The organism is Clostridiales bacterium (assembly GCA_025757645.1).
GTDB lineage: Bacteria > Bacillota > Clostridia > Oscillospirales > Oscillospiraceae > CAG-103.
Genome location: CP107216.1, coordinates 746878 through 770284, shown reverse-complemented (window position 1 = coordinate 770284; position 23407 = coordinate 746878). Strand labels below are relative to the sequence as shown.

Here is a 23407-nt window from a genome sequence, read left to right as displayed (position 1 = left end):
AAAGCAAAGCGGGCGCGCCGAACAAGCGCGCCCGCATTTGGAGCTTTCTGACCCCCGCGCGGGGGGAATCCATAGACAGTTGAGGTTCATGTATGGCTGAAAAACGAGATTATTATGAAGTGCTCGGTGTCGAAAAGGGTGCATCCGAGGACGAGATCAAAAAAGCCTACCGCAAGCTGGCCAAGGCCAACCACCCGGATCTGCATCCGGGCGATAAGGAATGCGAGGAGCGCTTCAAGGAGATCAACGAGGCCTACGAGGTGCTGTCCGATCCCGACAAGCGCGCGAAGTATGACCAGTTCGGCCATGCGGCGTTCGACCCGTCCGCCGGCGGCCCCGGCGGCGCCGGTTTCGGCGGCTTCGGCGGCTTTGACGACATTTTCGGCGGCGGCTTCGGGGATATCTTCGGGGATATCTTCGGCGGCGGCTTCGGCGGCGGACAGACCCAGCGCAGCGGCCCGCGCCGGGGCGAAAACCTGCGCGTGCGCCTGAATATCACCTTTGAAGAGGCGGCGTTCGGCTGCGAGAAGGAGATCAACGTCGGCCGCGTCGAGCAGTGTCCGGACTGCAAGGGCACCGGCTGCGCCCCCGGCACGACGCCGGAGGTCTGCCCGGACTGCAAGGGCACCGGCAGCGTGCGCACCACGCAGCGCACCCCGTTCGGCGTGGTGCAGACCAGCGGCGCGTGCAAGAAGTGCGGCGGCCACGGCAAGATCATCCACCAGCCGTGTCCGCGCTGCGGCGGCCGCGGCGCCGTGCGCAAGAATCAGACCATCAAGGTCAAGATCCCGGCCGGCATCGACGACGGGCAGACGCTGAATCTGCGCGGCAAGGGCAACGCCGGGCTGGACGGCGGGCCGGCGGGCGATCTGCTCATCACGGTCTTTGTCAAGCCGCACCCGCTCTTCGAGCGCGACGGCAACTCCGTGCTCATGGAGATGCCGGTGTCGTTCGCGCAGGCCGCGCTCGGCGCTGAGATCGAGGTGCCGACCATCGACGGCCGCGTCAAGCTCACCATCCCCGAGGGGACGCAGCCGGGCAGTGTGTTCCGTCTGCGCGGCAAGGGCATCCCGTACCTGCAGAGCAAGGGCGGCGGCCGCGGCGACCAGTTCGTCACGATCACGGTCACCGTGCCGAAGAACATGACATCCGAGCAGAAGGAGCGCCTGCGCGCCTATGCCGACGCGATGAACGAATCGGTCAGCGAGGGACGCAGCGGCATCTTCGGCAGCAAGAAAAAACGCTGAGTAAATAACATAGAAAGCCGGCCGCAGTGCACACTGCGGCCGGTTTTTTGCGCACCACTGGGGCAATGCGGCGGGCAAATACGGGCTTTGCGCGCCGCGGGATTTCTGCTATAATGGGCGCAGACTTTTTTTCGGGAGGTGCAGCCATGGACACGCACAGACTTTCCCAGACGGTACAGCCGCTGCTCGTCTGGTTTCAGGCGCACGCACGCACGCTGCCCTGGCGCGCCGACCGCGAACCGTACCACGTGTGGCTCTCAGAGATCATGCTGCAGCAGACGCGCGTCGAGGCCGTGCGCGGGTACTACGCGCGCTTTCTCGCGGCCGCGCCGGACGTGTTCGCGCTCGCGGCGCTGCCGGAAGCGCAGCTGCTCAAGCTCTGGGAGGGGCTGGGGTACTATAACCGCGCGCGCAAGGCGCAGGCCTGCGCGCAGGAGGTCGCGGCGCGCGGCGGCGTCTGGCCCGACACGGTGGAGGATCTGCTGGCCCTGCCGGGCATCGGCCCATACACGGCCGGGGCGATCGCCTCGATCTGCTTTGAGCGGCCGGCCGCCGCCGTGGACGGCAATGTGCTGCGCGTGTGCGCGCGCGTGCTCGACGACGCGACGCCCATCGACTCCGCCGCGCACAAGGCCGCGCTCACCGCGGCGCTGAGCGCGTGCTACCCCGCCGGGCACTGCGGCGACTTCACGCAGGCGCTCATGGAGCTCGGCGCGACCGTCTGCGGCCCGAACCGCGCGCCGCAGTGCGAGGTCTGCCCCATCGCAGCGCTGTGTCTCGCCCGTGCGCACGGCACGGCGGCTGCCCTGCCGGTCAAGGCGCCGAAGCGCGCCAAGCGCGCCGAGGACTACACCGTGTTCTGCCTGCGCTGCGGCGACCGGCTCGCCGTCGAGCGGCGGCCGGAGCACGGCCTGCTCGCCGGGCTCTGGGAGCTGCCGAACACGCCGGGCCTGCTCGACGAGCGGCAGGCGGGCGAATACGCCAGCGGGCAGGGCCTCGGCGATGTGCGGCTGCGCAGCGCGCGCGACGGCAGGCACATCTTCACGCACATCGTCTGGACGATGCGCTGCTACACGCTCGAGTGCTCGGCCATGCCGCCGCGCTACCATTGGGCCACGCCGGACGAGCTGCGCGAGGAGATCTCGCTGCCGACGGCGTTCCGGCAGTTTGTGGACGCAGAATAACAAAAAGCCGCCCCTGTCATGTTCGACAGGGGCGGCTTTGCATTTGCTCGCCGCTCAGCGCCAGAAGTCGTCGTTCCGGTCGCGGTACTGCGGCGGCAGGGGGTACTGCATGCGGCGGAAATAGTCAAACACCGTCTCGCGCGTGACGCGGCGGTCGTCGCGTGACGAGCGGTTCACGCGCCGGATGCCGAACACGTACAGCGCGATCAGATACGCATAAAACAGCAGCGTGAAGCGGCTGTCGCCCTCCTGCGCGAAAGCCAGAAAGTCGTAGCACCCGTGCAGCAGTATCGGCACGACGACGCTCAGCGCAAGGTAGGCCTTCCTGTCCTCATCGCGCCCCCAGTAGTCGGAGAGCTTGGCATAGCCGTAGAAATAACCCATAAACACGCCGAAGATCGCGTGGCCGGGCACGGCCGTGACCGCGCGCACGAGGCCGGTGGCGAAGCCATAGCTGTAGACGTACTTCACGTTCTCGAACGCGGCGAAACCGAGCGCGACCATGACGGCGTAGACAATGGCGTCAAACTGATAGTCGAACGCCGGGCTGCGCCACGTCGTGCGCAGGAAGAGGAACTTGCACGTCTCCTCCGTCAGGCCCGCGACGACGAACGCCTCGAGAAAATAGCCGAGGTAGACATTACGCACGTTCAGCCGCTCGATGACGGCGCTGAGGATGAGCTCGACCACGATGGCCGGCAGGCACGAGAGCGCGCCGTAGCCCAGGAGCTTGGCGAGCAGGGCCGGCGGCTCTTTGTCCGTGCGGTCCTTTCGGTAGATATACACCACCAGCACAACGGCCGGCAGCAGCGCAATGAACATCAAAGGATCGATCATGGGGAAAACCTCCGATCAGGAATATGCGGGAGTAGGATTCTACATTGCCGTTCGGCAATGCCTCCCCTGTGCAAGGGGCAGTGGCAAAATCGAAGATTTTTGACGGAGGGGTTGTAAATACAAATCCATGCAAGGGCCGATTTATCAATCCCTCAGTCAGTCTGACGGCTGCCAGCTCCCTTTGCACAAGGGAGTCAAGGGGCACAATACCAGCGAAAAAAGCACCCACGCGCCGGTCAGAACAGCAGCCAGATCAGCAGCGGGATCGTCACGGCGGACAGGATCGTATTGAGAAAAATGCACTTGGACGCGAACGCATCCGACCGGTCATACTGCAGACACAGCGCCGTGACGACCATGGCCGACGGGCACGCCGCGAGAAGCACCGGAATGCCGAGCAGCGCGCCGCTGACAAACGGCCGCAGCACCAACCACGTCAGCAGTGGGCACACGAGCAGCCGCACCGCCGACACCACGTAGACCCGCCAGTCGGCGAGCGCGGCGCGCACGGAGATCGCGCCGAGCGACGTGCCGATGATGAGCATCGACAGCGGGATCGTCGCGCCCGCGAGCGTGGAGATCGTGTCGGCAATGACGGCGGGCACATGGATGCGCGAGAGCAGCAGCACGACCGACAGCAGCGTCGCAATGACGGGCATATTGAGCACCTTGCGCCAGTCGAAGCGCGCGCCCGCGCCGCCAGAGAGCTGCGCCGCGCCGATGGAATAGAGCGCGAGGTTGAACGGGATGTTCGCCAGCGAGGCGAAAAAGACCATCTCATCGCCAAAGATCGCCGCGACGACGGGCAGGCCCACAAAGCCCACGTTGCCAAACGCCGTCACGAGCCGCGTCGCACCCACGTCCTCGCCGCGTGTGCGCAGCAGCCGCGGCAGAAACCACGCCGCGGCGATCTGCAAAACGGTCGCAGCCGTCAGCACGAGGACGTAATCGACAATGTCGCGGCCGGTGAAATCCGGCACGCTCAGCACGGAATTGAGGATCGTCGCCGTGAGCAGGACGTTCATCACCAGCGGCGTCACGCGCTTATTAAACTCCGGCCCTGTGATGCCGATGCGCGCACAAAGGTAGCCAAGGAGCATGATGAGAACCAGCATGGCCATCTTGGCAAAAACAACGGACAGATTCATTTTTCTCTTTTTCTCTCTTTTCTCGGATTCTCTCGTCGGGCGGCGCATGGTGCTGCCTACCCAGTTTAGAATAGTATATGCCAGACATCGTGTCTTGTAAAGCGGAATTCTCAACGGGTACTTGCCAAATGCCGCCCGGCCTGTTACACTGGCAGGAAAGGGGGTGTGCGCATGAAGAAAACCGTCATCACCATTATCCGCATCATCGTCATCGTCGCCATTCTGGGTCTGCTGACCTACGGCGGCTTCGTGGGGATGAACCGCGTGTCCGGCACTGGGGACTACACCATCGACCAGTACGCCGCGACCGACGACGGCGGTCTGCTGACCGTGACGAAGGGCGGCACGGCGCTGCACGTCAAGTGCTCGGCCGACCAGCTTGCCGTCGTTGAGACGCAGCCGGACGGCACGTTCCACCTGTCGTTCTCCTACAGCCAGATCACGAACAAAGGCACGCTCAAAGACATCACGCCCGCCGGGTAACAACCGGCCGGGCGCGATCCTTAACAATTCTGAATTTTACGCGCACGCTTGCAAAATGCCCGCCGGAGCGCGTATAGTAAAGGCAGTAATTAACAGATTTTCGGAAACCGAATGGTCTCCCGGAGGTGACTTCGTATGCAGACAACCGACCCCCGCCGCACCCCGCGGCCCGACAGCGATGCACACACGCCGAAGCCGGACGCGGCCGACCGGCCGCGCCCGGCCAGACGCCGCGCGCCGCAGCGCCGCGGCCCGAGCCAGTCGACGCTGGTGTTCGCGGCCGTGCTGGTCGTGATCGTGCTGGTGGCCGTGCTGGTGCTCGTGCTCGTGAGCCGGCATGACCGCGCGCCCAAAAACGATCCCGCCGCGCAGGCCACGCCCACCGCGCAGGTCACGGAGCAGGACACCGTGCTCGCGGAGGCGAAGCACCTCGCCGCGCAGTATGACTATGACAAGGCCATCGCCGCCGTGACGGGCTTTGCCGGGTGGGAGAACGTGCCGGAGCTGCAGCAGGCCAAGGCCGATTTTGAGGCGCAGAAGGCGCAGGCCGTGCGCTACGCTGACCCCACGACCATTCCGCACATCTTTTTCCACACGCTCATCGCGGACACTGCCCGCGCCTTTGACGGCGACCCCGAGCAGGGCGGCTACAACCAGTTCATGGCCACGATCAAGGAGTTCAACGCCGTGCTGCAGAGCCTGTACGAGCGGGGCTTCGTGCTCGTGGACATCCACGACGTCGCCGGGCCGCAGCAGCAGGCCGACGGCTCGACGAAATACGTCGCAGGCGACATCTACCTCCCCGCCGGGAAAAAGCCCATCGTCCTATCGCAGGACGACGTGTGCTACTACGAATATATGACCGACAGCGACAGCGACGGCAAGCCCGACAAAGGCGGCGACGGCTTTGCCTCGCGCCTGCTGGTGAAAGACGGCAAGCTCACGTGCGAATACGTAGACGCCGACGGCCAGACGCTCTACGGCAGCTACGACCTCGTGCCGCTGCTGGATGATTTCCTGGACCAGCACCCGGACTTTTCCTATCGCGGCGCGCGCGCGACCATCGCCGTGACCGGGTATCAGGGCGCGTTCGGCTACCGCATCAGCAATGATTATAAGGAAAAGCTCGGCGACGAGGCCTTTGCGCAGGCGTGCACGGACGCGCGCGCCGTGGCCGACGCCCTGCGCGCCGAGGGCTACACGATCGCCAGCCACAGCTACGGCCACCTGACCTACGGCGACATTTCGCCCGAGCGTCTGGCCAGCGACGCGCAGAAGTGGAACGATCAGATTGCGGCCGTCATCGGCGAGACCGACGTGCTGCTCTACCCCTTCGGCAGCGACATTGCCGGCGTGGAGGCCTACAAGGGCGCAAAGTTTGACACGCTCTACGGCCTGGGCTTCCGCTATTTCTGCAACGTGGACTCGGCCGAGCACTGGGTGCAGATCCACGACGGGTATGTCCGTCAGGGCCGGCGCAACATCGACGGCTACCGGATGTACTACCAGTCGAATCTGCTCGACGACCTGTTCGATACCAAGACTGTCTGGGACGATGCCCGCCCGACGCCCGTGCCGAAGATCTGACCGGCAGCGCCGCAAGTTCCAGCCCAAACACGACAAAATCCCCTGACCAAACGGTCAGGGGATTTTGTTTGGGATGGGAAAAATAAAGGGGGGAATTTATCGACCAATCAGTCCTTGCGCTCGTCGCCCCAGAAGAACAGGGCCACGGTGCCCGGGCCGGTATGGCTGCCGATGGTGGTACCGACGCTGTAGATCTCGACCTTCCCGTTGAGCTTCGGGAACTTCTTTTCGATCTCGTCGGCCACGGCGCGCGCGTCGTCATAGCACGCCGACTGCGAGATGTAGCACTTGCCGGAGTAGTCGAGGCCGCCCTGCGCATGCTCTTCCATGCGGGCAACGATCTCTTTCATGACGCGCTTCTTGCCGCGGATCTTGGAGCGCGGGATGAGCCGGCCGAGGTTATCCATGTTCAGCAGCGGGCAGATATCCAGCAGACCGCCGAACACGCCGGCCACCTTCGAGATGCGGCCGCCCTTGACATAGAACGTCAGGTCCGTGGAGAAGAACCAGTGGTGCAGCTCCAGCTTGTGCGCCTCGGCCCAGTCGCGCACGCCGTCGATGGACACGCCCTCGTCGCGCAGGTCAGCCAGGCGGTCCATCAGCAGGCCGTAGCCCGAGGACGCGCCGAGCGAGTCAACGATGTAGATCTTCCGGTCGGGATAGCGCTCGCGGACGATGCGCGCAGCGTTCTCCGCCGAGTTCGACACGCCGGACAGGCCCGAGGACAGGCAGACGTGCAGAATGTCCTTGCCCTGCTCGAGAAACGGGGTGAAATAGTCCACGAACTCCGAGATGTTCACCTGAGAGGTGCGCGTCTCGGCGCCGTTTGCCATGGCGGCGTAAAACTTGTCAAACGGCATCGTCTCGCCCAGATCGTCCGGGTAATCCACGCCGTCGAGCGCATAGTGGAAGCAGATATACGAAATGTCACGCTGCTGGAAATGCTCCTTGGTCAGGTCGGCGGTGGAGCAGCAGCTCAGTACGAAATCGGCCATTTTGTCGGTCTCCTTTGCATCCTTCGATTTGCCCGTCGGGCGGGCAGGTGTGATTCCTTCTCAACATGAATATGGTGGTATCATACCTGCCGTGCCGGCATTGCGCAACCTACAAAATGGAACCGGGGCGTAGAACACGGCCCTGCCCTGCTCTACGCCCCGAAAGACGCACTCTACAAATCATAGAATGTCTGCAATATCAATGCTTTGCGCGGATGTTGAAACTGAAATACACGACGGCCTCCGCCGGGATGAGGATGAGGAAAAGCTGCCAGAAATTCATCCCGAAGCGCAGCAGCACGAGGTAGCCCACGGCGAACACGCTCGCCACAAGGCCGAGCACGACATAAAGGTTTCCCCGTCCGTTAAAAAACACGCTGTTGAGCACAAGATACGTAATGAGCGCCGCCGGCACGAAGCAGGGAAACACGACCCACTCCACCTTGCCCAGCCACAGCCACAGCACCACAAACACCAGCACCGCCAGCGTGACGATGCCCGTGAGAGCGACCTGAATGATGGAGGCGTGGCTGCGGTCGCGCACGTCGGCGGGATCGGGTGCCGGCTGCCAGGCATCGTGCTCGTCGAGCAGATAATCGACCGTGACGCCGAAGATCTCGCTCATGCGCTTGAGCACGGCCGCGTCGGGAATGGCCTCGCCGCGCTCCCACTTGGAGATCGACTTGTCCGAATAATTCAGTTGTTCGCCGAGCTCGGCCTGCGTCATGCCCGCGGCCGTGCGCAGGCGGATCAGGTTGCTGGCGAAGATGAGTTTCAGTTCATCCATGACGGCGACCTCACGATGGTTTTATCCTGTCTATTTTACGCACTTGCGCGCGCGTTGTCAACCGTCACGTGCGCCAGACGATCTCCTCGGCCGTGCGCGCGGCGGTCTGCTCGTCGGTGAGCAGGCGCACGAGCTCGAGCGCGAACGCCATCGCTGCGCCGAGGGCGCGGCCGGTCGTGATCGGCCCGTCGGTAACGACGTCGGCATCGACCATGTGCGCGCCGGTACACCGGTTCTCAAAGCCGGGGTAGCACGTGGCGCGCCGTCCGGCGAGCAGGCCGTACTGCGCGAGCACGCTCGGCGCGGCGCAGATGGCGGCCGCGCGGCCGCCGTGCTCGAGCGTGCGGCGCACGAGCGCCTCCACGGCCGGGCTCTTGGCCAGATTCGTCGTGCCCGGCATGCCGCCCGGGAGCACGACAAGCTCCGGCGGCGCTGCCAGCAGCTCCGGCAGCGTGCGGTCGCACGTGATGGGCACGCCGTGCGCGCCGACGACGGTGTGTGCGTCCTGAATGGACACCGTGTATGCCTCCAGGCCGGCTCGGCGGAGGATGTCGAGCGTGACGAGACCCTCGCACTCCTCAAACCCCTCGGCAAACAGCAGATAGCATTTTGACATGATGATGTTCCCCTTTCCTTCAAACAACCGCTTACATAAGCGGCGCGACAAGCTTCAGCAGCGCGGCCGCGATGCGCGTGTGCAGCGGGATGCGCGCGAGGTCGCCGTGCGTGACGATCTGCGACTGGGCGCGTGTGGCGTCAAAATCCGCCACGATGTCCTTGATACACGGGCAGTCATAGAGATACACCGCGTCCTCAAAGTGCAGGTACAGACTGCGGTAATCGAGGTTGATCGTGCCGACGACGGCCTTGCGGTCGTCGCTGACGAACACCTTCGCGTGCACGAAGCCGGGCGTATACTCATAGATCTTCACCCCGGCGTCGAGCAGCTCGCGGTAGTGCCCCTTGGCGAGGGCGAAGGCGAACTTCTTGTCCGGCACGTGCGGCAAAATGAGCTCCACGTCCACGCCGCGCTTGGCCGCGAACGTGAGCGCCATGACCATCGTCTCGTCGAGGATGAGGTACGGCGTGAAGATGCGCACATAGCGCTCGGCGTGGTTGAGAATGTCGAGATATACGCACTCGCCCACACGCTCGTCGTCGAGCGGGCTGTCGGCATACGGCAGGACGTAGCCGCCCGCGCCCGGCAGCGGGCGCAGGGGCACATTGAGATAGCGGCCGTAGGAATCGGTGTCCGGCTCGCGCTCGTCCATGCCCCACATCTGCAGGAACATGAGCGTGAGCGAGCGCACGGCCTCGCCCTCGAGACGCACGGCCGTGTCCTTCCACACGCCGTAGACGCTCACGAGATTGGCATATTCATCGGCGAGGTTCACGCCGCCGGTGAAGCCGACGCGCCCGTCGATGACGGCGATCTTGCGGTGGTCGCGGTTGTTGTAATACGTGCTCACGAGCGGGCGCAGCGGCGCGAACATCTTGCAGCGGATGCCCAGCGCCTCCATGCGCTTGGGATAGCCGTACGGCAGGCGGTAGAACGTGCACGTGCCGTCATAGAGCACGCGCACCTCGACGCCGGCGCGCACCCGCTCCTCCAGGATCTTCAGGATGCGGCCCCAGACGTCGCCCTCCTCGATGATGAAATATTCAAGGAAAATGAAGTGCTCGGCCGACTGCAGCGCCTCGATGAGCGCGCCGATCTTGTCCTGCCCCATGGGGTAGTAGGTGACGGCAGTGTTTTCATACACGGGGTAGTCGCCGGAGCGCAGCGTGTACTCGGCGAGGTTGTGCACCTCGGGCAGCTCGGTGCGCAGGCGGGCCATGAGCTCGGTCTGGCGCGGGACGTACTGCACGGTGCTCAGGATGCTCTCCTGCACGCGGCGGTTGGCGTAGCGGTGGCCGATATCGAGCTGCACGAACAGGTACAGCAGCACGCCGAACGCGGGCAGCGCCATGACGAGGATGATCCAGGTGATCTTCGTCGTCGCGCTGCCGGACTTGTTGACGAGGTAGATGATGACCGCGACGCTCATCACGCGCAAAACGATCGTCAGCGCGGGGTAGTAGCGGCCGAGATAGTGCGCGCCGAGCACCATGATGGCGATCTGCAGCACGAGCAGCAGCGTGATGACCATCGTACGGCCGAACACAATGTCGAGCAGCCGGCGCTTGCCGCGGTGCAGCAGGCGGATCTCATTGTCGTCCTCAAACCAGTCTTTGCGCACGCGCGCACCTCCTTTCGTGTTGTTATCTATCTATCATATCCGAAATCACGGAAACGGTCAAGGGACATTCCGGTCGATTTTCCTGCGGCGCGCCGCGGCGGGAAAACAACAGCGGCGTCACGGAAACAGCTCCGTGACGCCGCCGCGTCGGTGCGCGCACTTAACGCTTGCGCTTGTTTTTCTGATACAGGGCCCACAGGCCGTTGAGCAGCAGGTTCTTGTCGTATGTGATCTCGCGCCGGCAGTACGGGATGATGCAGCCGCCGAGGCCGCCGGTCGCAATGACGGCGGCGGGCTCGCCGAGCTCGGCCTCCATGCGCTCGATCATGCCGTCGAGCATGGCCGCCGTGCCGTAGACGCTGCCGGAGCGCATGGCCTCGACCGTGTCGGTGCTGATGCACTTTTTCGGCGCGTCGAGCGAGATGTGCGGCAACTGCGACGTGCCGTTTGCGAGCGCCTCGAGCGAGATGCCCACGCCGGGGATGATCGCCCCGCCGAGCACGCGCGCCTCACGGTCGATGACGGTCATGGTCGTGGCCGTGCCCATGTCGATGATGATCAGCGGCGGGTCGTGGATGGCCAGCGCGGCGGCCGCGCCGACGACGAGGTCGCTGCCCATGGTGGCGGGATTGTCGAGCGCGATGTTCAGCCCCGTTTTCATGCCGGGGCCGACGACGAGCGGGCGGATGCCCGCGATCATGCGCACGGCGGCGATGAGCGCGCCGTTGATCGGCGGCACGACGGACGACAAAATCGCGCCGTCGATGTTCTCCGGCGCGATGCCGGAAAACTCGATCACCTGCCGCAGCGAGATGGCGTACTCGTGCGCGGTCTTGTCGCGGTCGGTCTCCAGACGGGCAATGTTGCGGATGCCGGACTCGTCGAGAAAACCGATCACAATATTCGTATTGCCAACGTCCAGAGCCAGCAGCATATCAGTCCACCGGGCCTTTCTTGCCGGCCGCGATCAGCCGGGTGATGGTCGGGCTCAGGACGAGGTTCACGCCCAGCTCGAGCAGGAAGTTCACGCCCACGAGACCCGTAACGACATACGTTGCCACAGCCGTGCCGCCGGCCCATGCCTGCAGCTGCGGCTGATAAAACAGCACCATGGCGAGCACGAACAGCCCGGTGTTGACGACCGGGGCGGCCGCGGCCGCGACGATGACGCCCGCGAGCGGGTGCTTTTTGCCGATGGCGCGATAGAGCAGACCGGCCACATAACCTGCCGCCGTGCCCTTGATGAGGCAGACGAGCACGGTCATGACCGGGCGCGCGGAAAACATGATGTAGCCGCCCTGATCGGCGCCGGTGACGACGGCGATCGTGACGACGACGCCAAACACGAAGCCGAGCCACGCGCCGGCGCTGACGCCGTAAACGGCTGCGCCGACCACGATCGGGATCAGCACGAGCGACACGGCGAACGGGCCGACCTTAATGAAGCTGCCGAGCAGCTGCAGCACGACGACGATGGCGGTGAAGAGTGCAAGCCCAGCCAGACGCCGGGTCTTACCATTGCTGTTGTTCATTTTTTATACCTCCTAAGCTGCTGTTCCCGCTCCGGGCGGGATATAGCGCAGGAGTATCTTACCCAATCCGGCACAAAAAATCAAGAGCGGACGCGCAAAGTTTGCACGTCCGCCCATGACAAAATTTTATGACGGGATCACTTCAGCGCATCCACGGTCGCCAGATACAGGGCATCCGACCCGTCGGACGGCATGCTGAAGCCGGTGCGCGGCGAGAAGCTGAAGCCGTTGAGCGTCGGGCCGTCCTGCAGGCAGGAGCGCTTGAACTGCTGGCTGAAGAGGCGACGGCAGTAGCTGCGCAGCCACTTTTTGAGCGTCGCATGGTCAAACTCGTCGCCGTAGGCGATGTCGGCCAGGCGCAGCACCTTCTCGGGCGCGAAGCCGTGATCGACCAGGTAGTACAGGAAGAAGTCCTGGAGGTTGTACGGGCCGACGGAGTCCTCGCTCTTCTGGGCGATCTCGCCGTTGCGCGTCGGGGGCAGCAGCTCGGGGCTGACCGGCGTGTCGAGCACGTCGAGCAGGGCCTTGGCGAGCACTTTGTCGTCCGTCGTCTCGGCGACGTAGCGCACGACCATCTGCACCATGGTCTTGGTCGAGCCGGCGTTGACGTCGTACATGGAGATGTGGTCGCCGTTGTAGGTGCACCAGCCGTCGGCAAACTCGCTCATGTCCTCCGTGCCGACATGGATGCCGCCGTCGGCAAAGCCGTTGGCCACGTCCATGAGGATCTGGGTGCGCTCGCGCGCCTGCGAGTTTTCGTACACGACGTTGCGGTTTTCGGGGTCGTGGCCGATGTCCTTGAAGTGCTGCATGACGCTCTCGCCGATGTCGATGACGCGCACGGTCGCGCCGAGCTGCTCGGACACGATGATGGCGTTGGATTTCGTGCGATCGGTCGTGCCGAAGCACGGCATGGTCACGGCGGTGACGTAGTCGGCCGGCAGGCCCATCATCTTCACGGCCTCGGCGCAGATGATGACGGCGAGCGTGGAGTCCACGCCGCCGGAAATGCCGACGACCGGGTGCTTGAGATTGGCATACTGCATGCGGCGCACGAGGCTGGCTGCCTGCATGTGCAGCAGGCGCTTGGCCGCGGCGTGGTAATCGGCCGGGTCGTCCGGACGGTAGGGGTACTTGCCGAACGGGCGGGTGAGTACGGTCTCCTCCACGCCCTCGCCCCACTCGGTGACGACGTAGGACGCAGCATCGCCGGTGAAGGTCGCGTCCTTGCGGCGCGCGGCGATGAGCAGCTGCACGTCCAGCTCCGTCACGACGTCGGAGCAGCCGTCCTCGGCGCTCTCGAGCACCTTGCCGTCCTCGGCGACGAGGCACAGGCCGGAATACGTCGCGTCGGTGCTCGACTCGCCGAAGCCGGGAGCCGCCAGCACGACGCCGGCGTGCAGCTTCGCGCTCTCGGCGCGCGCGGCGGTGGTCACGCGGCAGGCGGAGTCCGTCGCCATCGGGAAGCCCGCCATCTCGACGAGCACGGTCGCACCGGCGAGCGCGTGGCGCACGGCCGGGGACACCGGGGCGGACACGTCCGCGCCGACGAGCACGGCGACGTTCAGCTCGCTGACTGCGCTGTGCTGGAACAGCTGCTGCGGGTGGAAATCGACCGGGCCGAGCGAGCCGATCTGAATGTCGTCGAGCAGCGCGCCGGGCAGGGCAAAGTGCTTGTCGCCCGGGCAGCTGGCCGGCACGACGCCGAGCAGCTCACCGTTGCACACGGCAGCCGCCGCGTCATACACCTTCGCGCCCTGCGCGACCGGCAAGCCGACGAACACGAGCATGTCCTTGCCCTCGGACGCCTGGACGACCTTTTCGAGCGCGGCCGCCGCGCCTGCGAGCAGGGTGTTCTGGTAGAACAGATCGCCGCAGGTAGCGCCCGTGAGCGTCAGCTCCGGGAACACGAGCACCTTCACGCCGAGGCGTGCGTGCTCGTCCATGGCGCGGATGACGGCATCCGCATTGAACATCGGATCTGCTACCCGGATCTCGGGAGCAGCCGCTGCAACCTTGATAAATCCGTGTTTCATGTTGATTCTTCCTTTTCTCTAATTCTGATTTGCTTTTTCAAATGTAAAGAGCGCCGCATCGTAAAACTTCAGCACCGCGCCGCGCACGGGCACGTATTCCTTTTCCGACGCCGTGACGGTGACGGTGTCCTCCCCCACCTCGGCGTGCGCGGTCTCGTCGAGCACGGGCAGGACATTTTCATTGAGCTCCTGCGCAAGCTCGTCGAGGTGCTGGGCGTAGTACTCGCTGTCGTGCGGCGGGGTGTAGCCCGGCACGGGATTTGCGCCCCGCGTGAGGCAAAACACGATCATCAGCACCGACAGCAGCAGCACGAAGCCGCCGCCCACGGGCCCGAGCCAGCGGGCGATCTGCGCGCCGGGCTCTTCCTTCACGGTCGGGTCCGGCGGCGGGACGATCTTCGGCATGGTTTAAAACCGGATGCGCGCGGCGATGTAGTCCTCGAGCTGCTCCATGGGGATGCGCTCCTGCTGCATGGAGTCGCGGTCGCGCACGGTCACGCAGCCGTCCTCTGCGGACTCAAAGTCGAACGTCACGCAGTACGGCGTGCCGATCTCGTCCTGGCGGCGGTAGCGCTTGCCGATCGAGCCTGCCTCGTCATAGTCGCACATGAAGCGCTTTTGCAGCTTGTGGTAGAGCTCGGTCGCGGGCTCGGAGAGCTTTTTCGACAGCGGCAGCACCGCGCACTTGAACGGCGCGAGCGCCGGGTGGAAGTGCATGACGACGCGGGTGTCGTTCTTGGCCGCGTCCACGACCTCCTCGTCATACGCCTCGCACAGGAAGGCGAGCGTCACGCGGTCCGCGCCGAGCGACGGCTCGATGACGTAGGGGATGTAGTGCTCGTTTTTCTCCTGGTCGAAATAGTCCATGTCCTGACCGGAGAACTTCTGGTGCTGGGTCAGGTCGTAATTCGTGCGGTCGGCGACGCCCCAGAGCTCGCCCCAGCCGAACGGGAACAGATACTCAAAGTCGGTCGTGGCCTTGGAGTAGAAGCTCAGCTCCTCCTTCTCGTGGTCGCGCAGGCGGAGGTTCTCATCGTGCATATTCAGGCCCTTGAGCCACTCGTGGCAGAAGCTGCGCCAGTAGTCGAACCACGCAAGGTCAGTGTCCGGCTCGCAGAAGAACTCGAGCTCCATCTGCTCGAACTCGCGGATGCGGAAGATGAAGTTGCCCGGCGTGATCTCGTTGCGGAAGCTCTTGCCGATCTGGCAGACGCCGAACGGGATCTTGCGGCGCGTCGTGCGCTGGATGTTCTTGAAGTTGACGAAAATGCCCTGCGCGGTCTCGGGGCGCAGATACACCTCGGCGGCCGTGTCCTCGGTCACACCCTGGTGGGTCTTGAACATGAGGTTGAATTTGCGGATATCGGTAAAGTCGCTCTTGCCGCAGCCCGGGCAGGGGATCTTCTGCTCGCGGATGAAGGCGACCATCTCGTCGTTGGTCATGGCCTCGACGTTCACGTCGGGCATGGGGTTCTCGGCCAGCCAGCCCTCGATGAGCTTGTCGGCGCGGTGGCGCATCTTGCAGGACTTGCAGTCGATGAGCGGGTCATTGAACGTCGTCACGTGGCCGGAAGCCACCCAGACCTGCGGGTTCATGAGGATGGCGGAGTCGAGCCCGACATTGTAGGGGTTTTCCTGCACGAACTTCTGCCACCAGGCGCGCTTGACGTTGTTTTTCAGCTCCACGCCGAGCGGGCCGTAGTCCCAGGAGTTGGCGAGGCCGCCGTAGATCTCGGAGCCGGGGTACACAAAGCCGCGGTTCTTGCACAGAGCGACGATCTTGTCCATGGTTTTTTCGGTGTTTTTCATTGTTTTTCCTCCCTGCTCCGCCAATGGCGATGGCGGAAGCCAAATGATCTCCGCCGATGGCTTCGGCGGGACGCGCCCGGCCGGAAATGGCCCGATCGGACAATTTTATATTATAGCACCGCGCCCACCGTCCTGCAAGGAATGACACAACGTTAACACGGGCCGGGCGCGGGCGCGCAATTTGGGTTGCGTTCTTCCGGAATCCATGTTAAACTACCCTTACCCCCAGCCGTCAGCCGGGGGTACTCATAAAGGTAAAGGAGAGATTTCCGATGTCCATTTCCGTTGGCGCCGTCGGCACTGCTTCGACCGTCGTGACGCCTGAAAATACCGCGGCCGCGGTCGGCTCCGGCGCGCTGCCGGTGTTCGCCACGCCGTATATGATCGCCCTGATGGAAAACGCCGCCTGCAACGCCATTGCCGATGGCCTGGAGGAAGGCCAGAGCAGCGTCGGCACGAAGCTCGACGTGTCGCACGACGCAGCGACGCCCGTTGGCATGCACGTCACGGCCAGGGCCGAGCTCGTTGAGGTCGACCGCCGCCGCCTCGTGTTCCGCGTCACGGCGGAGGATGACGCCGGCCCGATCGGTCAGGGCACGCACGAGCGCTTTCTCATCATGGCGGACAAGTTCCTCGCCAAGGCAGAGGCCAAGAAGGGCTGAGGCCCGGCCAACGCCAAGACGACCGGCGATGCGGTCATGGAAAAAGATTCACAAAATGTCCCTTTCTTTTTGCCGCAAAACCGGTTACACTGTAGTCAACAGATCCGGGGCGACCCGGAGTGGAAAACCTGAAAGGAGTGGCGTTTTATGAAGTTCACGTTCATCGAAAAGAAAATGGCCCCGTCCGATTCCCTGCGTGCGTACGCGGAGAAAAAGGTCAGCAAGATCGACCGGCTCTTCCGCACCGAAAGCGAGGCAAACGTCACCTTCAGCACGGAGCGCGGCCGCTTCACGGCCGAGATCACGATCAAGAACAACGGCACGTTCTTCCGCGCCCACGAGACGACGAGCGATATGTACGCCTCCGTCGACTCCGCCGTGGCGACGATCGAGCGCCAGATCCGCAAGAACAAGACCCGCCTGGCCAAAAAGCTGCGCGAGGGCGCGTTTGAGCGCGAGGTGCAGCCGGAGTACGTCCCCGCGGACGACACGGTCGAGGCCGGTGCGTTCGAGGTCGTGCGCCGCAAGCGCTTCCCCATCAAGCCCATGAGCGTCGAGGAAGCGATCTTGCAGATGGACCTGCTCGAGCACACGTTCTTCGTCTTTCGCGATGTCGCGGCCGACGGCGCCGTGTCGGTCGTTTACCGGCGCAAAAACGGCGGCTACGGCCTCATCTCCGACGAAGCGGAGTAAGCAGCATCCCGATCCCATAAGGTCCCTGCGGCATTGCCGCAGGGACCTTTTTCGCGTTCTTGCATTCCCGGCCCCGCTGTGCTATCATCGGCGCAGGAAAACGCACAAAGGAGGCAATGCCCAATGCAATGGATCGAAGTGTCCGTCCCCACCCGCAGCGACGAGATCGACGACGTCTGCGCGCAGCTGGCCGAGCTGGGCGCGGGCGGCATGGTCGTGGAGGATGAGACGGATTTTCAGCAGTTTTTGGAGCAGAACCATCAGTACTGGGACTATGTGGACGACGCGCTCGAGGCGCAGTTTCGCGGCGTGTCGCGCATCAAGTTTTACCTTGCCGACGATGACGACGGCCGCGCGCAGCTGGCCGCCATCCGCGCCGGTATCGGCCGTGAGCTGACGACCGCAACCGTGCGCGACAGCGACTGGGAAAATAACTGGCGGCAGTACTATCAGCCAATCGAGACAGGCGAACGGCTCGTCGTCGTGCCCGAGTGGCTCGACGCGCCGGCGGACGGCCGCCTGCCGCTGCGGCTCGACCCCGGCCTCATCTTCGGCACGGGCAGCCACGCCACGACGCGCATGTGCCTCGCCGCGCTCGAGCACTGCGCCGGCGTGGACAAGACGGTGCTCGACCTCGGCTGCGGCAGCGGCATTCTCGGCATCGGCGCGCTGCTGCTCGGCTGCGCGCACGTCACCGGCTGCGACATTGACCCCAAAGCCCCGGAGGTCGCGGCAGCCAACGCTGCGCTCAACGGGTTTTATGACGACAAGTTCACCGTCTGCGCGGGCGACATTCTTGCCGACGCCGGTCTGCGCCGCCGTCTCGGCACGGGATATGATATCGTGCTGGCGAACATCGTGGCCGACGTCATCATCCCGCTGGCCGCGCTCGCCCCGGCGTTTCTCGCCCCGGGCGGCACGTTCGTGTGCTCGGGCATCATCGACGGGCGCGAGGACGAGGTGGCCGCCGCGCTCACGCGCGCGGGCTTCACCGTCACGGCGCACGACACGCTCGAGGAGTGGCACTGCTTCACGGCTGTGCTGGCGTGACGGGGTGCAGTGCATCACCGTGGACGCCGGAAGGTCCGGATCTGGAAAGCCTTCCCCTGCGGCTCAATTTCACAGCGCAGCAGCATCATTTTTACCCAAACATAGAACAAACCCCAGATGGTTTTACCCATCTGGGGTTCGTCGGCTTGCTGCGCAAGCGCGTGTCATTCCACCCGAGGCGGGCCTTGCCCCCTCGGGCTTCCCCGCTGCTCAATTCCGCAACGCAGCAGCACCATCCTAACAAATATAGAACAAACCCCAGATGGTTTTACCCATCTGGGGTTCGTTCAATAGAGAGGAGAATATGAGGAGGGAGAAACTAGCAAATTAAGAGATGTCGTTCGTATCGACGAGCTTGACGTCGACGTCGAACGTTTTGCCGTCGCGGTAGATGGTCAGCGTGACGGTGTCGCCCACCTTCAGCCCGTCCTTCGCGGCGCTGACATCATAGGTGGTGGTCACGGCCTGACCGTTGACGGCCAACAGCATATCGCCGGACTGGATGCCCTGCTTTTCGGCGTCCGAGCCCTCGGCGACGGCGCTGATATACAGCCCATCGGGCAGATCGTAGTATTCGGAAGCGGCGGAAGACACAGCGCCCACGGTGATGCCGATGCTCACGCGGCCTGAAACGCGGCCGTCTGCGAGCAGCGCATTGACGATCGGGCGGATGGACGCGGTCGGGATCGCAAAGCCGATGCCCTCCACACCCGTGGACAGGGCCTTCATGTTCGTGATACCGATCACCTGCCCATACATATTGATGAGCGGGCCGCCGGAGTTGCCTTCGTTGATGGCGGCATTGGTCTGCAGGAGCGTCATGCTGTGCCCGTTATAGACCATGTCGCGGTTGATGGCGGAGATGATGCCGTTGGTCATCGTCCAGCGCAGCTGTTCGCCGAGCGGGTTGCCGATGGACACGACGTCGTCGCCGACCTGCAGGGAACTGGAGTCGCCGAATTCGGCGGGCGTGAGGCCCTGCGCCTCGATCTTGAGCACGGCGATGTCGCTCACGGCGTCCGCACCGACGAGCTTGCCGGTGTACTCGGTACCGTCCGAGGTCGTCACGGTGACGGCCTTGGCGCCGTCGAGCACGTGCGTATTCGTGACGATGTAGCCGTCGGCCGTGAGCACGATGCCCGTGCCGGTGCTGTATTCGCCGCGGCGGATGTCGGCATGGATGCCGACGACGGACGGCAGGCACTTGGCATACACGCTCTGCAGCGTGAGCGCGCTGCCCCCGGCGGGCTGGAGCGTCATGGTCACGCCGGGGTCGGTCGGCGCGGTCGGCAGCTCATTCTTGCCGGTGACGGTGGTGTCATCGTCCGTGTCCTCGCGGGGGAGCGTCACGCTGCCGTGCTGGCCCGGATCGCCGTCGACGGAGATGGAATCCCGGCCGCGGCCGGCGAACACATAGCAGGACGCGATGATGAGTACGAGCACGCCGAGGATGATCATCGTGATCTTCAGCCCCTGATGGGGCTTTTTCTTCGGCGCGGCGGCCTGCGACGGGCTCCAGTAGGAGTCGTAGCAGCCGGTGCCTGCGGCATCGGTGCGGGGCGCGGTGTAGCCGGCCTCATACCAGTCGGACTCCGGTTTGCGGACGTTGTCGTACATTGTGGTGTCCCTCCCAAGGAACGATTTGATGATAGCACGTGATTTTGTGCTGCTTATGAATGGAAAACAAACATTTTATGAATTCCGCGAACAAATCATGAACTCTTGCGCCCGCCCCGGCGGCCGGTGCTCTCGGGCTTGGCGGTAGGCTTGGGCGCGGGCTTTGCGAGCGTGAGCGTGAACACGAACTCCGTCACACCGTCGCGGCTCGTGACGGCGATGTCCTCGCCGTGCGCGTCGAGGATGCTCTTGACCAGGTACAGTCCGAGCCCCACGCCGTCGCGGTCGAGGCTGCGGCTGCGGTCGGACTTGTGGAAGCGGTCGAAGATGAACGGCAGGTCGTCGGGCGGGATGGTCTCGCCGTGGTCGCGCACGGAGACGTAGGCCTTGCCCTCCGACTTCCAGAGCGAGACGCGCAGCGTGCTGCCGGGCGCGGCGAACTTGACGGCGTTGTCCATCAGGTTATAGAGCACGCGCGTGATGGCGTCCGGGTCTGCGAGCACCGGCATGGAGTCCTCGGGCAGCTGCAGATCGACGTCGAGCTGCTTGTCGTTGGCGCGCGCCTCAAAGCTGAGCATGGTGCTGACGATCTTCTCCGAGATGTCAAACTCGCGCCGGCGCGTCAGATCCTCGCCCGTGCTCTCAAGGCGCGACATGTCGAGCATGCTGCGCACGAGGCGCGAGAGCCGGCGCGTCTCGTCGGCGATGGTGGCGAGGTACTTGTCCTCCTGATCCTTGGGGATCGTGCCGTCGAGAATACCGTCGGCAAAGCCGGCGATGGTGGTCATGGGGGTCTTGAGCTCGTGCGAGACGTTGGCGATGAAGGCGTTGCGGCGCTGCTCGCTCGTCTCAAGGGAGTCGGCCATGGTGTTGAAGGCCGAGATGAGCGCGCCGACCTCGTCGGTGCGTCCGTCGTCCGTGACGCGGGCGGAAAAGTCGCCGTGGGCGAACTTCTTGGCCGCGACTGCCATCTCGTCGAGCGGCTGAGCCATGCGCTTGCTCGTCACGAGCGAGAGCAGCAGCGCGATCATCATCACGGCGGCAGACGCGGCGAGAAACACCCACACGAACGTTCGCCAGCCGTCGATGATCGTGGCGCTGTTCGTGGCCACGAACACGTAGCCGATCACGCGCGCGTCCGTGCCGATGGTGATTGGCTGCGCGACGACGTAGTGCGGCGAGGCATAAAACCCGCCGAGGTTCGTGATGAGGTTGAGCTTGCCGTCGCTGCGCAGCTGCGTCAGCTGCGCCGAGCCGACCGAGCGGCCGAGGTGCTCGCAGGCGATGTTGCGGCACGAGCAGGACACGATCGTCCCATCGGTATCCGTGATGAAGATGTGGTTGCCGGTCGACTGCGCCAGGGTACTGATGACCATGCGCAGGTCCCAGTTCGAGAGCTCGCCGTCGCGCACAAGCGCCTGCGCGGCGTGGCTGACCTCCTCGGCGTTGGAGACCATGTTGTCGCGGTATTCGCTGATGACATAGCTGCGGCCGAGGAACACGAACGCCGTGCCGAGGATGAGGAAGCTGAACATGACCATGACGGCGGTCGCGGCGAAGTTTTTGAAATAAATACTCTTCACTTACGTCTCTTCCGCTTCGAACTTATAGCCCACGCCCCAGACGGTCTTGAGCGCCCACTTGTCGGACACGCCCTCGAGCTTCTCGCGCAGGCGCTTGATGTGCACGTCGACGGTGCGGCTGTCGCCGAAGTAGTCAAAGCCCCACACCTCGTCGAGCAGCTGGTTGCGGGTGTAGACGCGGTTGGGCGTCGCCGCGAGGTGGTACAGCAGCTCCATCTCCTTGGGCGGCGTGTCGATCTTCTTGCCGTCGACGATCAGCTCATAGGAGTCGAGGTTGATGACGAGCTTGTCGAACGTGAGCTTCTTGCTCTTGGGCTTGCCGTCGTCGCCGGTGCGGCGCAGCACGGCGTGCACGCGCGCGAGCAGCTCCTTGACCTCGAAGGGCTTGACGATGTAGTCGTCCGCGCCCATCTCCAGGCCGGAGACCTTGTCCTCGGTCTCGCCCTTGGCGGTGAGCATGATGATGGGCATTTTCATGGTCTTGCGCAGCTCGCGGCAGACCTGCCAGCCGTCCATGACGGGCAGCATGATATCGAGCAGCACGAGGTCGGGCTGGATCTCCTTGGCCATCTCGACGGCCTTGCCGCCGTCGGCCGCGTGTGAGACCTCGAACCCGTCCTTCTGCAGGTACAGACGCAGCAACTCTGCGATGTTGTTGTCGTCCTCCACGACGAGCACTTTCTGGCTCATGTGATATTGCCTCCTTCGCCGGCGCACTTGCGCGCCGGGTATCATTTTCACAATTTGTTCTTATTATAAAACAACCGGCACGGCGTTTTCATGTCCAATCTGTAAAATCCGCGCGCCCATGACCCCCGCGCGCACGCAAAAGGCATTTACAAGACCGGAAAAATGTTGTATGGTTATCTGTATCCTTTATTTTGAACGAACAGCGAGGCAAACGCATGAATACCTATGGCGAACGCGTAAAAGTGACGATCTTCGGCGAGTCGCACGGCCCGGCGATCGGCGTCGTGCTCGACGGCGTCCCGGCCGGCGAGGCCATCGACATGGACGCCGTGCGCATCCAGATGCGCCGGCGCGCCCCCGGCTCGTCCGACCTGACGACCCACCGCTCAGAGACGGACGATCCGCTCGTGATGAGCGGCATCCTCAACGGCGTGACGACCGGCGCGCCGATCTCGGCCATCTTCCGCAACAAGGACCAGAACAGTGCGGCCTACCACCCGGAGATCCCGCGCCCGAGCCACGCGGACTACGCTGCGACCGTGCGCTTCGGCGGCCACGCCGACCTGCGCGGCGGCGGCCCGTTCAGCGGCCGGCTCACGGCCTGCCTCGTGTTCGCCGGAGCAGTCTGCCGGCAGATCCTTGAGCGCCGCGGCATCACGATCACGGCCAACGCCGTGCGCGTCGGCCAGGCGACGGGCAGGGAGCTGAACTTTGACATGAAGCGCGCCATTCTCGACGCGCGCAGCGCCGGCGACTCCGTCGGCAGCGAGCTCGAGTGCGTCGTCACGGGCGTACCCGCCGGCGTCGGCGGGCTGCTCTTCGGCGGCATGGAGAGCCGCATCGCCGGCATGCTCTATGCCATCCCCGGCGTGAAGGGCGTGGAGTTTGGCCGCGGCTTCGCCCTCGCCGAAATGCGCGGCAGCGAAGCCAACGACCCCATCCGCCTGAAAAACGGGCACATCACCATGGCCTCGAACAATGCCGGCGGCATCAACGGCGGCATCACCAACGGCATGCCGCTCGTCGTGCGCATGGCCCTGCGGCCGACGCCGTCGATCGCGTGCGAGCAGCCGTCGGTCGACCTGGCCACAATGGAGGAGACGCCGCTGCGCATCAACGGCCGGCACGACCCGTGCCTCGCCCCGCGGGCGATCCCGGTCATGGAGGCCGCGCTCGCCTGCTGCGTGCTCGACGCCATGCTTGACACCGCCGCCACGATCTGAGAAA

The 23407-nt window shown here is 64.3% G+C and carries 22 protein-coding genes; 8 read left to right on the top strand and 14 right to left on the bottom strand.

Features of this window, described 5'->3' with window-relative positions:
* The first annotated feature begins 92 nt into the window (after nt 1–92).
* Both dnaJ and OGM61_03585 read left to right on the top strand, forming a co-directional pair.
* Entirely contained in the window at nt 93–1247 is a 1155-nt protein-coding gene (gene dnaJ, locus OGM61_03590; GenBank protein UYI85166.1) for a molecular chaperone DnaJ, read from the top strand.
* Nucleotides 1248–1393: 146 nt separating this feature from the next.
* Entirely contained in the window at nt 1394–2431 is a 1038-nt protein-coding gene (locus tag OGM61_03585; protein ID UYI85165.1) for an A/G-specific adenine glycosylase, read from the top strand.
* A gap of 54 nt (nt 2432–2485) precedes the next feature.
* On the opposite strand, the gene OGM61_03580 is transcribed toward OGM61_03585, so the two are convergent.
* Together OGM61_03580 and OGM61_03575 are read right to left on the bottom strand one after the other, a co-directional pair.
* Nucleotides 2486–3268, bottom strand: coding sequence for a PrsW family glutamic-type intramembrane protease (locus OGM61_03580; GenBank protein UYI85164.1), 783 nt, complete (start codon nt 3266–3268; stop codon nt 2486–2488).
* A gap of 236 nt (nt 3269–3504) precedes the next feature.
* Entirely contained in the window at nt 3505–4416 is a 912-nt protein-coding gene (locus tag OGM61_03575) for an AEC family transporter (protein ID UYI85163.1), read from the bottom strand.
* Between the two features lie 171 nt (nt 4417–4587).
* On the opposite strand from OGM61_03575, the gene OGM61_03570 reads away from it, so the two are divergent.
* On the top strand, nt 4588–4899 hold the full coding sequence (locus OGM61_03570) for a hypothetical protein (protein ID UYI85162.1): 312 nt from the start codon (nt 4588–4590) through the stop codon (nt 4897–4899).
* Nucleotides 4900–5034: 135 nt separating this feature from the next.
* Complete coding sequence (locus OGM61_03565; GenBank protein UYI85161.1) at nt 5035–6486, top strand: polysaccharide deacetylase; 1452 nt, start codon at nt 5035–5037, stop codon at nt 6484–6486.
* Between the two features lie 107 nt (nt 6487–6593).
* Here the strand turns inward: OGM61_03565 and OGM61_03560 are convergent, their stop codons facing one another.
* From OGM61_03560 to OGM61_03520, 9 genes are all read right to left on the bottom strand, one after another.
* Entirely contained in the window at nt 6594–7481 is an 888-nt protein-coding gene (locus OGM61_03560) for a DegV family protein (protein UYI85160.1), read from the bottom strand.
* A gap of 199 nt (nt 7482–7680) precedes the next feature.
* Nucleotides 7681–8268 (bottom strand): helix-turn-helix domain-containing protein, encoded by a 588-nt coding sequence (locus tag OGM61_03555; GenBank protein UYI85159.1) that lies wholly within the window; start codon nt 8266–8268, stop codon nt 7681–7683.
* A 64-nt stretch (nt 8269–8332) separates the two neighbouring features.
* Nucleotides 8333–8884 (bottom strand): DJ-1/PfpI family protein, encoded by a 552-nt coding sequence (locus tag OGM61_03550; protein ID UYI85158.1) that lies wholly within the window; start codon nt 8882–8884, stop codon nt 8333–8335.
* A gap of 31 nt (nt 8885–8915) precedes the next feature.
* Entirely contained in the window at nt 8916–10508 is a 1593-nt protein-coding gene (gene cls / locus OGM61_03545; protein UYI85157.1) for a cardiolipin synthase, read from the bottom strand.
* Between the two features lie 160 nt (nt 10509–10668).
* Nucleotides 10669–11442 carry a type III pantothenate kinase gene (locus OGM61_03540; GenBank protein ID UYI85156.1) on the bottom strand — a complete coding sequence of 258 codons (774 nt, stop codon included), beginning with the start codon at nt 11440–11442 and terminating at the stop codon, nt 10669–10671.
* Nucleotide 11443: 1 nt separating this feature from the next.
* Entirely contained in the window at nt 11444–12040 is a 597-nt protein-coding gene (locus OGM61_03535; protein UYI85155.1) for an ECF transporter S component, read from the bottom strand.
* A gap of 137 nt (nt 12041–12177) precedes the next feature.
* Nucleotides 12178–14076: an NAD(+) synthase gene (locus tag OGM61_03530; GenBank protein ID UYI85154.1), complete on the bottom strand. Its 1899-nt coding sequence runs from the start codon at nt 14074–14076 to the stop codon at nt 12178–12180.
* Nucleotides 14077–14094: 18 nt separating this feature from the next.
* Nucleotides 14095–14481: a hypothetical protein gene (locus OGM61_03525; GenBank protein ID UYI85153.1), complete on the bottom strand. Its 387-nt coding sequence runs from the start codon at nt 14479–14481 to the stop codon at nt 14095–14097.
* Between the two features lie 3 nt (nt 14482–14484).
* On the bottom strand, nt 14485–15885 hold the full coding sequence (locus OGM61_03520) for a glycine--tRNA ligase (GenBank protein ID UYI85152.1): 1401 nt from the start codon (nt 15883–15885) through the stop codon (nt 14485–14487).
* A 272-nt stretch (nt 15886–16157) separates the two neighbouring features.
* Here OGM61_03520 and OGM61_03515 point away from each other — a divergent pair, with 272 nt between their 5' ends.
* The 3 genes from OGM61_03515 to prmA all read left to right on the top strand — a co-directional run bounded on the left by OGM61_03515 (nt 16158) and on the right by prmA (nt 18290).
* The gene (locus OGM61_03515; GenBank protein ID UYI85151.1) at nt 16158–16547 is read left to right on the top strand and encodes a thioesterase family protein; all 390 of its coding nucleotides are present in this window, start codon (nt 16158–16160) and stop codon (nt 16545–16547) included.
* Between the two features lie 147 nt (nt 16548–16694).
* Nucleotides 16695–17240, top strand: a complete 546-nt coding sequence (gene raiA / locus OGM61_03510; GenBank protein UYI85150.1) for a ribosome-associated translation inhibitor RaiA — start codon at nt 16695–16697, stop codon at nt 17238–17240.
* Nucleotides 17241–17363: 123 nt separating this feature from the next.
* The gene (gene prmA, locus OGM61_03505; protein UYI85149.1) at nt 17364–18290 is read left to right on the top strand and encodes a 50S ribosomal protein L11 methyltransferase; all 927 of its coding nucleotides are present in this window, start codon (nt 17364–17366) and stop codon (nt 18288–18290) included.
* A 327-nt stretch (nt 18291–18617) separates the two neighbouring features.
* Here the strand turns inward: prmA and OGM61_03500 are convergent, their stop codons facing one another.
* The 3 genes from OGM61_03500 to OGM61_03490 all read right to left on the bottom strand — a co-directional run bounded on the left by OGM61_03500 (nt 18618) and on the right by OGM61_03490 (nt 22180).
* Nucleotides 18618–19907, bottom strand: a complete 1290-nt coding sequence (locus OGM61_03500) for a S1C family serine protease (GenBank protein ID UYI85148.1) — start codon at nt 19905–19907, stop codon at nt 18618–18620.
* 95 nt (nt 19908–20002) lie between these two features.
* A complete protein-coding gene (locus OGM61_03495; GenBank protein UYI85147.1) occupies nt 20003–21490 on the bottom strand; it encodes a HAMP domain-containing histidine kinase in 1488 nt (495 codons plus the stop codon).
* Entirely contained in the window at nt 21491–22180 is a 690-nt protein-coding gene (locus tag OGM61_03490) for a response regulator transcription factor (GenBank protein UYI85146.1), read from the bottom strand.
* A 215-nt stretch (nt 22181–22395) separates the two neighbouring features.
* Here OGM61_03490 and OGM61_03485 point away from each other — a divergent pair, with 215 nt between their 5' ends.
* Nucleotides 22396–23403 carry a chorismate synthase gene (locus OGM61_03485; GenBank protein ID UYI85145.1) on the top strand — a complete coding sequence of 336 codons (1008 nt, stop codon included), beginning with the start codon at nt 22396–22398 and terminating at the stop codon, nt 23401–23403.
* The last annotated feature ends 4 nt before the right edge of the window (nt 23404–23407 follow it).